The sequence below is a fragment of the Rhodococcus sp. EPR-157 genome (assembly GCF_001647195.1).
Taxonomy (GTDB): domain Bacteria; phylum Actinomycetota; class Actinomycetes; order Mycobacteriales; family Mycobacteriaceae; genus Rhodococcoides.
Genome location: NZ_LVCV01000446.1, coordinates 1 through 10648 on the forward strand (window position 1 = coordinate 1; position 10648 = coordinate 10648).

Sequence of the window (10648 nt, forward strand, 5' to 3'; positions counted from 1 at the left end):
CATCGGTGCATACCTCGATCAGCTGGACGAACTCGGCGAGGCATTGAACGCTCCGGTTATCCAGGGTTCGACGAAGAACAAGGAACGCGAAGTGCTGTTCGACGCCTTTCGTCGGGGCGAGATCCAGACGCTCGTCGTCAGCAAGGTCGCAAACTTCTCCATCGATCTTCCGGAAGCGTCGGTCGCGGTGCAGGTTTCGGGAACGTTCGGCTCCCGGCAGGAGGAAGCTCAGCGACTCGGACGGCTGCTGCGGCCCAAGCACGACGGCGGGCAGGCACACTTCTATTCGGTCGTGTCCAGGGACACTCTCGATGCCGAGTACGCGGCGCATCGTCAGCGTTTCCTGGCCGAGCAGGGCTACGCCTACCGCATCACCGATGCCGACGACATGCTCGGACCGGCCATCTGAGCTGCGGAGTGTCACCCGCCACGGGGCGTGCGTGCTACTAATGGGCATGTGCGCCGATTCCAGTTCCCTGTCGATGTAGCCCACGCCAAGTCGGTGAACGAGACGATGGCCGATGTTCGACGGCTTCGCGCCTCGGCCATCGTCACCGCAGTGGTGTTGATCGCTGCGGCCGCGTGGTTCTTCTGGCTCGCGCACCCGTGGTCGTACATTCTGGGTGCGGTGTTCGTGATCACCGCGGCAACCTCACTGTGGGTCACGGTGTGGGCGCCGAGGAAGGTCGGCACCGTCGAAGATCTGTACAAGAACGGGAGCCTGGTTCCGGCGGTCATTGCCGAGACACGCGCTCGCGGAGTCACTCTGCTGGCGTTGATCGACATCGCCAAGCCCGAGGCGAGCTCACCGCATTACGCTCTCGTCACGCGAAGCATCAGATCGCTACCCGGCCACGAGCTGGTCGAGGGCGAGTTGGTCCCGTCGATCTCGGTCCTGTCCGACCGCACCAAGAACACGATCAGCGACAGCTGGCAGATGGTATCGCCCATGCCGATCGCGTGGGGAACGACGGACATGTCGGTGATCGAGCGCGCGACCGCCGAGATCAGCGAAGCGGAATGGTCGCTGCTGGTGGCCAACATCGGTCTGTCGGAAAAGGTCCGGGAGGCCGACAATCAGCAGTTGCTGGTCGATCCGCACGACCTCCCCGACGACCTTCGCTAGCCTGTCGCCCAAGTCAGCTCAGCGCCGGCATGACTTCCCGCTCGAAGAGTTCGATGCCGGTGCGGTCGTAGGCGGCTTCCGGGAAATAGAAGATGCCGTAGCCGAGACCTTCGTTCTTCAACGCGGTGAGGTTCTCCACGATCTGCTCCGGGGTCCCGACGCCGGGTAGCCCGCGGAACGCACCGAGCGCACCCTCGGCCTTCTCGGCGCCGACGTACCTCGTGAGCCGATCCTGCAGCTGCTTCAGACGATCCTCCACCTCCGCTTCGGTGGACCCGATCGCAACGTTGTAGTTCGCCGAACGGACGATTGCTCCGAAGTCACGCCCGACGGTCTCGCAGTGTCCCCGCAGCAGCTCCGACTTGTGCGTAAATCCCTCCAGGGTGCCGTCGAAGTTGGTGTAATCGGCATACTTGGCCGCGATCTTCAGCGTCACCTTCTCGCCACCTCCGGCGATCCACAGGGGAATACCGTTCTCCTGCAACGGCTTCGGCCAGACGCGAGCACCGTCGACCTGGTAGTACTTGCCATCGAGAGTGGCCGACCCGCTCTCCCACGCCTGCTTGAAGATCTGCACGCCTTCGTCGAGCGCGCCCAGTCTCTGCCCGCCGGAGGGAAAGCCGTAGCCGTATGCGCGCCATTCGTGCTCGTACCAACCGGCACCGATACCCATCTCCACGCGTCCACCGGAGATCAGGTCGACCGTCGCGGCGACCTTGGCCAGGTACGCGGGATTGCGGTACGCCATCGCAGTGCACATCTGGCCCAGACGAATGCGCGACGTCGACGCCGCGAATGCCGACATCAGCGTCCACGCCTCGTGCGTCGCCTCCTCCGTCGGTTCCGGAACGGTGTGGAAGTGGTCGTACACCCAGAGGGACTCCCACGGACCGGAATCCGCTGCGGTAGCCAGATCCCGCATCACGCCCCACTGTGCAGCAGGGTCGATACCGACCAGGTCGAGTCGCCAGCCTTGGGGAATGAACAGTCCGAATCGCATGGTCGGAATCCTACCGATGCACCAGGCAATAGACTGAGCGCCATGAGCACAGGCTCGCTCGCCGCACTGTTCCAGTCGCACCGAAGCCATCTCCTCGCGGTCGGCTACCGCGTCACCGGAAGTGTCGCCGACGCCGAGGATGCAGTCCAGGAAAGCTGGCTCAGACTGTCGGCCTCCGACGTCGAATCGATCGAGGACCTGCGCGCATGGCTCACCACCGTCGTGGCTCGGATCTGCCTGGACCGGCTGAAGTCGGCTGCGTCACGGCGAGAAAGCTATGTCGGCCAATGGCTTCCGGAACCGGTCGTATCGGTGTGGAACGCTCCGTCGTCGGACCCACTCGACCTCGTCGTACAGCGCGAGGACACCAGGCTGGCCGCCCTCGTCGTACTCGACACACTCACCCCGGCCCAGCGCGTGGCTTTCGTGCTGCACGACGGCTTCGCCGTGCCGTTCGACGACGTGGCAGCCATTCTCGACGTGTCCCCCGCCGCAGCCCGCCAGTTGGCGTCCCGTGCCCGCAAGCAGGTCGACGCGACACCTGCCGCCGCGCCCGATGCCGAGCACGACGAGGCGGTCACCCGCCTCATGACTGCGATGGCGAGCGGTGACCTCGACCGCGTTCTCGCCGCGCTGCATCCGGACTGCCGCATGATCGGCGACAGCGGCGGCACCACTCGCACTGCGGTGCAGGTGGTACGCGGCCCGAGCAAGTGCGCTCGGTTCTACCTCGGCCTGGTGACGATGTACGGTCCCGAGTCGTTGACGTCGATGTCACCGGCGTCGGTGAACGGACAACTCGGCTACTACTCCCGTGGTGTGTCCGGAGAGCGCAGCTTCCCCGCCCGCGCCGGCGGCTTCACCGTCCGCGACGGTCTGGTGTAGGCGTCGTACGACTTCGCGAACCCTGCCAAGCTCGCGGGCGTCAGCGCTGACCTGGCAGCTCGGCCTGCGGTGTGAGCCGAGTGTCTGCACTCTCCCATGGCACCCGACATGCGTCACCCGAGCTGAAGCCCTGTTCGGTGATACCGAGGGACGAGTTGATCCGAGCGCGCATGTTCTCGAGGCCGATCTGGAAGGTCAGCTCGACGACACCCGCGCGGCCGAACCGTCGTTCGAGATCGGCGACCTGACCGTCGGAGACGGAATCCGGCGTGGACGTCATGGCGTCGGCATACGCGATGGCTGCTCGCTCGTCGTCGGTGTATTTCGGCGACGTCACGTAGTCGCCGATCTCTTTCAACCTGTCGACATCGAGGCCGTCGAGTCGCTGCATCATCGTTCCGAAATCGACGCACCACGAGCAGCCGAGCGACCAGGCGACCCGGTAGACGGCGAGCTCACGAACGCTGGGAGGAAGCGTCGTCGACGCTTTGTCGGCTGCGAATTCCTGCGTGAGCGAGGTGAAGAACAACTTCGGATGATTGGCGAACACCGCGAACGGTTCCGGCACTTCACCGACCATCTTGGCGGCGGCACGGTATGCGAGGCGGACCAGAATTCCAGCGTCGGACGGGGCGACCGGCGGTATGCGCGACATGAGTTCTCCCGAAAGTAGTAGGACCATCTACTCTCTTCGACGAGCCGCCGGTCGGAAATGTGACACCAGCTACGCTGCAAGGATGTCCGCGGAGCATCAGAGCCGAACTGTCGAACGTCTACGACCGTTCGGATCGACGATTTTCGCCGAGATGACGGCCCTCGCCGTCGCAACGGGCGCGGTCAATCTCGGCCAGGGATTCCCCGACACGGATGGCCCCGCGTCGATGCTCACGGCAGCCAAGGACGCCATCGCCGGCGGGCTGAACCAGTACGCGCCGGGCCCCGGTATGCCGGTGTTGCGCGAGGCCATCGCCGCCGATCGCACGCGTAACTACGGCCTCGAGTACGACCCTGCAGATCAGATACTCGTCACCGTCGGCGCCACCGAGGCAATCGCGGCGACCATCCTCGGGCTCGTCGAGCCGGGTGAGGAGGTTCTGCTGATCGAGCCGTACTACGACTCCTACGCCGCGGCGGTCGCGCTCGCCGGTGCCAGGCGCACGACAGTGCCGCTGGTCGAGGACGGTTCAGGTTTTGCCGTCGACCTCGATGCCCTCGAGCGGGCAATCACTCCGCGGACGAAGCTGTTGGTCGTCAACTCGCCACACAATCCGACCGGGATGGTCATGACGCGCGACGAACTCGTCCGGATCGCCGAGATCGCGTGCGAACACGACCTGCTCGTCCTCACCGACGAGGTCTACGAACGCCTCGTCTTCGACGGTTCCACCCACGTACCCCTTGCCACCCTCCCCGGCATGTTCCAGCGGACCGTCACCGTGTCCAGCGCGGCGAAGACGTTCAACGCCACCGGATGGAAGACCGGTTGGGCGCTCGGCCCAGCCGATCTGATCGATGCCGTCCGCGCCGCGAAGCAATTCATGACGTTCGTCGGAGGCACCCCGTTCCAACCTGCGGTGGCGCACGCGCTCATCCACGAGGCCGAATGGGTACGCGCGCTGCGGTCCAGCCTCCAGTCCAAACGAGATCTCTTGTCCGCGGCGCTGTCCGATGCCGGATTCGACGTGAAGTCCAGCAGTGGAACGTACTTCGTGTGCGCCGACGTAGCACCACTCGGCGAGAGCGATGCGGTCGAGTTCTGCCGATCGCTCCCGCACCGAATCGGCGTCGCCGCGGTACCGGTGGCAGCGTTCGTCGATCATCCGGATCCATGGAAGACGTTGGTACGCTTCGCCTTCTGCAAGAAGGACAAAGTTCTGAATGCGGCAGCCGACAGGCTGCACACACTCGCCACGGTCCGATGACGGCCAGAACGATCCCCGTCGACTTCGTCGTCAAAGCAGTCTCGCTTGCAGCCAGCGGTGGCGTCGACCTGTCCTATCCACTGTCGATCGCCGGTATCGGACCCGAGACCTTGAAGGATCCACACTCCCGGCTCACCGCAAGACAAGTCACGCTGTTCACCCAGGCAACCTGGCAACTCACCGACGACGAGTTGTTCGGATTGTCCTCGACGCCTATGCGCAGAGGGAGCTTTCGGGTCATCTGCCTGACGCTCATTCACAGTCCGGACCTGTCCGCAGCCATGGAACGGATGTCGGAGACGACGCGAGTGCTGTCGGGGATGCCGCCGATGCTGATCACCCGCGGCGAAAAGTCGACGCGATTGACCATCCCACCGGCAGACAACAGTCACCTACCCGACAGCGCGCGGGAAGTAGCAGGCCAACTGCTCACCGACTTCCGGATGGTCCTCGTGCATCGCTTCGCTGCGTGGCTCATCGGCGGCAGGGTGAAACTTCACTCCGTCGAACTCCCCTACGAACTAGGCGATCCGGCAACGGGAAAGCTCTACGACCGAATGTTCGGCACCCACGTGACCTACGGAGCGCCTGCAGCGGTGCTCGAATTCGACAACGCTGCGATGCGCGCACCGATAGTCCAAACCGAAGAGACGCTGGCGAACTACCTCCGCGAGTCGCCGAATCTACTGTTCACTGCGCGTGATTACGACAGCACTGCATCGTCGCAGGTTCGTCGGGCATTGGAACTCGGTCTGCACGGCGGAGCCCCGGGGACCGTCGAGATCGCCGAGATGCTGTCGGTCAGTACCGCCCATCTTCGACGCCTGTTGCGCCAGGAGGGGACGTCGGTCAACCAGATTCGCGAAGAAGTAATGCTCGACGCGGCTGTGTCCGGGTTGAGTCGAGGAGATTCCGTCGACGACATCTCCAGCAGACTCGGGTTCTCGGAACCGTCGGCTTTTCGACGGGCGTTCAAACGGTGGACCGGCCGAACGCCGGGGGCCTACCGCTAGACCTCGTCGGGGAACCGATTGTCTTCCCTCGTGTACTCGAGCCTCCATGGGTCCTCGGAACGGCTCAGTAGTCGCCACCCGTCGTTCTCGACCTGCTTTTCGATCTCGCGCAGACTGTGCCGCATGTCGGGCGCCCACTCGTCCCGTGGTGAAAGGAAGCCCACGGTTCGAGGTACCGGGAAGGTTGCGCTGAAGTACCTCGGTTCCTTCCCGACCACTCCGACGAAGCGCATGTACGCGGCACCTGACTGCGACGTGAGTGTCGCGAGTAGGGCCTTCCACCATTGGTGGGCACCCACCTCTTCGATTCCGATCACAAGACTCGATGACGTGTCCGGCATGAAAGAAGTGTGCACGCGACGGATGATCGCGGGCCGCGGTCGACGGTCACAGATCGGGGAGTCGAACGACCCTATTGGGCGCCCTCGTCGTTGCCGTTGAGTGGTACAGGCGGATCAGTCATCGACGAGGAGGGGCAATGCACACAACACACAACAAGGCACGGTCACCACGAGTCACCAACCGCACCTGGTCGAACATCGCGGCGGTGGCGGCCGCCGTGACCGGAGTTCTCGCGTTCGCCGGAGCGATCGGACTCATCGGTGGCGGAACCACTTTGGGCAGTGAGGTCCCACAACGCTTGCCCTGGGACAGTATCGTCCTGGCCGGCGTCGCACTTGCACTCGTGGTCGGAGTGCCGACGACGGCTGCAGCTTTGGCGCTCTGGAGAGTCATTCCCCGGGCGGCGCTGATCACGACGACGGCGGGACTGCTTCTCATCGTGTGGATCGTGGGTCAGATAGCTGTCATCAGAGAGTTCCACATTCTGCAAGTGGCGTTCGGCCTGGTGGGCGTACTACTGACAGCGGTTGGATGGCATTTGACTCGGAGCGCGGCGGCGGATTCTCCCGCCCGTGGTCATCACACCTAGCCCACGCAGAACTCGTTGCCTTCGGGGTCGGTCATCGTGATCCACGTACTCGGCCCGACCTGGCCACGATGCAGAACTGTGGCGCCCGCGTCGACCAGTTGTTGCGCGACGGCCTCCCGTTCGTCGCCGGCCCGGATGTCGAAGTGCAGCCGGTTCTTGACCGTCTTGGACTCCGGCACCGCCTGGAACAACACCCGCGGACTCCCCGGTCTTTCGGGGTCCGTGATGGCCGCGCCCATCTTCCAGACGAGCTGGCCGTCGAACTCGAGGGTGTCCTCTTCTCTGGCATGTCCGGCCTGAACGAGGCCGCGGATGAAGTCGCTGTCGGACGGCTCCACCTGCCACTGCAGAGCTGCTGCCCACCACTTCGCCTGCTGGTGAGGGTTCTCGCTGTCGATCACAACCTGAATGTCGTAGCCCATGGGGACACGATAGGACCCGACACCGACATGTCGCCTGGAGTCAGCCGACATTTCCCCACACTGGAACATACGTTCGAATGGGGCTAGACTTGCCGCCATGAGTGTCGAAGTGCAGGGTTCGTTGTTCACCGACGAGGACTCGGACTTCGGACCCCTGGGCTCATCCGTCACCCGACGCGAGCTCAGCGACGGGGCTTGGGTGGACGTACGGCCTGGATGGGCCAGTTCGGTGGACCTGTTCGACCGGCTGGTCGGAGAAGTCGACTGGCGGGCAGAGCGTCGGCAGATGTACGACCGAGTCGTCGATGTTCCTCGGCTCGTCAGGTTCTACTCGGAGAACGAACCGTGGCCGGACGCTGCGATGGTCGACGCCAAGACAGCACTCGATGCGCACTACCTTTCCGAGCTCGGCGAGGAGTTCGCTACCGCCGGATTGTGCTACTACCGAGACGGATCCGACAGCGTTGCGTGGCACGGCGACAACATCGGCCGCAGCGCCACCGAAGATACGATGGTCGCGATCGTATCCCTGGGCGCGACGAGGCAATTGATGCTCAGGCCGCGAGGAGGTGGGCAGTCGCTGAAGTTCACTCTCGGACATGGAGATCTGATCGTCATGGGCGGTTCGTGTCAGCGAACCTGGGAACATGCCGTTCCCAAGAGCATCCGCGCGACCGGCCCACGCGTGAGCGTGCAGTTCCGGCCGCGCGGAGTACGTTAGATCCTGCGCCTCTCCACTGCTGCGGCGAGAGCGTCGAGTTGCGTTGCGGTGGTAGCCCAGTCGAGGCACGCGTCGGTGATGGACTGCCCGTAGGTGAGTTCGTCCTTGCGCCCGAGGGTCAAGTCCTGTCGACCTTCTTCGATGAAGCTCTCGAGCATGACGCCGACGATTCCGGGCTCGCCCGCTGCGATACGCGCGGACAGGTCGGTGACCACGTCGACCTGCTTGTTGTGATCCTTGCGGCTGTTGCCGTGGCTGGCGTCGATGACGACACGTTCGGGCAGCGAGGACTTCCGCAGCCGGGCGACGGTGTCGGCGACCGAGTCTGCGTCGTAGTTCGGCCCGTCGGTTCCGCCACGGAGGATGACGTGGCAGTCAGGGTTGCCGGTGGTCCGAATCAAAGCCGCCTGGCCGTCGAGATCGGTGCCCGGGAACACGTGGCTCGACGCGGCCGCGCGGGTGCCGTCGACCGCGACCTGGACGTCGCCCTCGGTCGAGTTCTTGATTCCCACTGGCATCGACAATGCACTGCAGAGCTGCCGGTGAACCTGGCTGGCGGCGGTGCGAGCACCGATGGCGCCGTAGCTGACCAGGTCGGCGATGTACTGCGGCGTGATCGGGTCGAGGAACTCGCATCCGACCGGCAAACCGAGCGAGGAGATGTCGACGAGTAGCTGGCGCCCCACGCGCAGCCCCTCGTTGATGTCGAACGAGCCGTCGAGGTGAGGATCGTTGATCAGGCCCTTCCAGCCCAGCGTCGTGCGCGGCTTCTCGAAGTACACACGCATGACGATGTGCAGGCGGTCGCCCAGCTCGACGGCCTTTTCCGCGAGCCTGCGTGCGTAGTCCATCGCCGCAGCGGTGTCGTGCACCGAGCATGGTCCGACGATGACGATCAGGCGGTCGTCACGGCCGTCGAGGATGTCGACGACGCCGGCGCGCCCACGGCGAACCGTCGCGGACACCGCGTCGTCGGCCGCATGTTCGCGACGCAGCAACGACGGCGCCACCAGCGGACTGATGCTGATAGTGCGCTGATCGTCGAGATCTGTATCCATGGGGGTGATGTCGATAGTCATGAGAAGTTGTCTACTTTCTCAGACCGGCTCTCGCAGAGCTCCACGCGCGCGTCGAGCCGGTCTGTATCCGGCTCGTGGGGTGGGGGTTTCAGCGCACGGCGTCGCTGGCTGACCCACCCGGGGCCGGCCTGCTAAACCAAAAATATGCGCGCTGCATGGGCACGACGGTAGCACGCCTCTTCTCGAGTGCAGCGTGGGCCTCGGGCGCCGGCCCGACCGTGGGCCTCCGGCCCAGTGGCACGGTTGAGTGTGCGGGAGTGCACTCAACCGCGCCACTGGGGCCGGAGGCGCAAATGTTGTCTATCCATTCAGCACAGGATAGCGTTTCCTTACTTTCAGTATGATTCCCGATTCAAGAGGCCCCGTGAAACGCACATCGATCATCTTGTCCGTCATCGCCACCGCAGCACTCGTGGCCTCGTGCAGTTCCAGTGACACACTGACCGAAGAACCTGTCACCACGAGCACATCCGAAGCGGTAGCCGAATCCCCAGGACCGACCGGCGTTCCCGACGGCATGGGCTCGCCCGGCGTCGACGACGGCGTCTTTCCCCGCACCGTCGGCCACTTCGGAGGCAGCACCGAAATCCCCGCCGAACCGAAACGCATAGTCGTCATCGCGACCGGGCAACTCGATGCGGTACTGACACTGGGAGTCGTACCGACCGGCGTCGCATACGGCGATGGGGCGGCTCTCGTTCCCGATTACATCACTCGCGAATTTCCGCAGTACAGCGACGAACTCGCCGACTTCGTCGACGTGGGTAGCCGTCAGGCCCCGAATCTCGAAGCGATCGCCGAACTGGAACCGGATCTGATTCTTGCCAACAAGGCGGCATCCGAGGACAGCTACGACACACTGTCCGCTATTGCACCTACTGTGCTCACCGAGGGCACAGGAGTGAACTGGAAGCAGGACTTCCTGCTGCTGGCGGACGCTCTCGGCCGTACCGAACAAGCACAGTCGTTCATCGACGATTTCGTCACGCGGGCACAGGATCTGGGCCAGCAGGTCAGTGCCGACAAGCCGACTGTTTCGTTCGTCCGATTCACCGCCGACCGCGCCCGTGTGTTCGGAGTTCCGTCGTTCGCCGGATACATCGCCTGGGATGCCGATCTTGCTCGGCCCGAAAGCCAGCAGTTCGACAAGACTTCTCAGGACTTCAGCGAGGAGGAGATTCAATTGGCAAACGCCGACTGGGTTTTCGTCGGCAGCCAGACGTCGGAGACAGGCTCGCGCGCCGAGACGTACACGACCAATCCGCTGTGGACCGGAATGAGCAGCTCCACCGAGGGTCACATCGTGACGGTCGATGATGATCCCTGGTACCTCAACGCCGGCCCGACCGCCGCAAACATCGTGCTCGACGGGTTGTCCGAGTCACTGACTCGCTGACTCCCCCGGTGCGTGCCCAGTCGCGCGCACCGGCTTCTTCCCGGATAGGTTGCACACAACTTAACCGTGCACTACTGTTCCTGAGGTGACCAACGAACTCGCACTCGATCGCCAGGTGTGCTTCGCGCTGTACTCCGCATCGCGGGCGACCAC

12 protein-coding genes and 1 pseudogene are annotated in these 10648 nt (G+C 64.1%); 8 read left to right on the forward strand and 5 right to left on the reverse strand.

Features of this window, described 5'->3' with window-relative positions:
• On the forward strand, window positions 1-409 hold a 409-nt coding region (locus tag A2J03_RS20705; protein WP_269455229.1), incomplete at its 5' end, for a helicase-related protein.
• Between the two features lie 48 nt (window positions 410-457).
• Entirely contained in the window at window positions 458-1126 is a 669-nt protein-coding gene (locus A2J03_RS20710; protein WP_197480891.1) for a DUF3239 domain-containing protein, read from the forward strand.
• 13 nt (window positions 1127-1139) lie between these two features.
• Here the strand turns inward: A2J03_RS20710 and A2J03_RS20715 are convergent, their stop codons facing one another.
• Entirely contained in the window at window positions 1140-2126 is a 987-nt protein-coding gene (locus tag A2J03_RS20715; RefSeq protein ID WP_068377787.1) for an LLM class F420-dependent oxidoreductase, read from the reverse strand.
• Window positions 2127-2168: 42 nt separating this feature from the next.
• Between A2J03_RS20715 and sigJ the strand changes: the two are divergent.
• A pseudogene (sigJ, locus tag A2J03_RS20720) lies at window positions 2169-3008 on the forward strand (RNA polymerase sigma factor SigJ); the annotation flags it as partial.
• 43 nt (window positions 3009-3051) lie between these two features.
• On the opposite strand, the gene A2J03_RS20725 reads toward sigJ, so the two are convergent.
• Complete coding sequence (locus tag A2J03_RS20725; protein ID WP_068377804.1) at window positions 3052-3666, reverse strand: carboxymuconolactone decarboxylase family protein; 615 nt, start codon at window positions 3664-3666, stop codon at window positions 3052-3054.
• A gap of 82 nt (window positions 3667-3748) precedes the next feature.
• On the opposite strand from A2J03_RS20725, the gene A2J03_RS20730 reads away from it, so the two are divergent.
• Together A2J03_RS20730 and A2J03_RS20735 are read left to right on the forward strand one after the other, a co-directional pair.
• Window positions 3749-4933 (forward strand): pyridoxal phosphate-dependent aminotransferase, encoded by a 1185-nt coding sequence (locus A2J03_RS20730; RefSeq protein ID WP_068377791.1) that lies wholly within the window; start codon window positions 3749-3751, stop codon window positions 4931-4933.
• Window positions 4930-5946 carry an AraC family transcriptional regulator gene (locus A2J03_RS20735; protein ID WP_068377793.1) on the forward strand — a complete coding sequence of 339 codons (1017 nt, stop codon included), beginning with the start codon at window positions 4930-4932 and terminating at the stop codon, window positions 5944-5946. Before A2J03_RS20730 ends, A2J03_RS20735 begins: the two co-directional genes overlap by 4 nt.
• Here the strand turns inward: A2J03_RS20735 and A2J03_RS20740 are convergent.
• Window positions 5943-6287 (reverse strand): hypothetical protein, encoded by a 345-nt coding sequence (locus A2J03_RS20740; RefSeq protein ID WP_068377805.1) that lies wholly within the window; start codon window positions 6285-6287, stop codon window positions 5943-5945. The genes A2J03_RS20735 and A2J03_RS20740 overlap by 4 nt on opposite strands.
• A 137-nt stretch (window positions 6288-6424) precedes the next feature.
• Between A2J03_RS20740 and A2J03_RS20745 the strand changes: the two genes are divergently transcribed.
• Window positions 6425-6877, forward strand: coding sequence for a hypothetical protein (locus A2J03_RS20745; RefSeq protein WP_068377795.1), 453 nt, complete (start codon window positions 6425-6427; stop codon window positions 6875-6877).
• Here A2J03_RS20745 and A2J03_RS20750 read toward each other — a convergent pair.
• On the reverse strand, window positions 6874-7299 hold the full coding sequence (locus A2J03_RS20750) for a VOC family protein (protein ID WP_068377807.1): 426 nt from the start codon (window positions 7297-7299) through the stop codon (window positions 6874-6876). The two genes, A2J03_RS20745 and A2J03_RS20750, sit on opposite strands and share 4 nt — an antisense overlap.
• Window positions 7300-7396: 97 nt before the next feature.
• Here A2J03_RS20750 and A2J03_RS20755 point away from each other — a divergent pair, with 97 nt between their 5' ends.
• Entirely contained in the window at window positions 7397-8020 is a 624-nt protein-coding gene (locus A2J03_RS20755) for an alpha-ketoglutarate-dependent dioxygenase AlkB (RefSeq protein WP_068377797.1), read from the forward strand.
• On the opposite strand, the gene A2J03_RS20760 is transcribed toward A2J03_RS20755, so the two are convergent.
• Window positions 8017-9099, reverse strand: a complete 1083-nt coding sequence (locus A2J03_RS20760; protein ID WP_068377798.1) for a 3-deoxy-7-phosphoheptulonate synthase — start codon at window positions 9097-9099, stop codon at window positions 8017-8019. The two genes, A2J03_RS20755 and A2J03_RS20760, sit on opposite strands and share 4 nt — an antisense overlap.
• A gap of 364 nt (window positions 9100-9463) precedes the next feature.
• Between A2J03_RS20760 and A2J03_RS20765 the strand changes: the two genes are divergently transcribed.
• Complete coding sequence (locus A2J03_RS20765; protein ID WP_068377800.1) at window positions 9464-10495, forward strand: ABC transporter substrate-binding protein; 1032 nt, start codon at window positions 9464-9466, stop codon at window positions 10493-10495.
• Window positions 10496-10648: the final 153 nt, after the last annotated feature.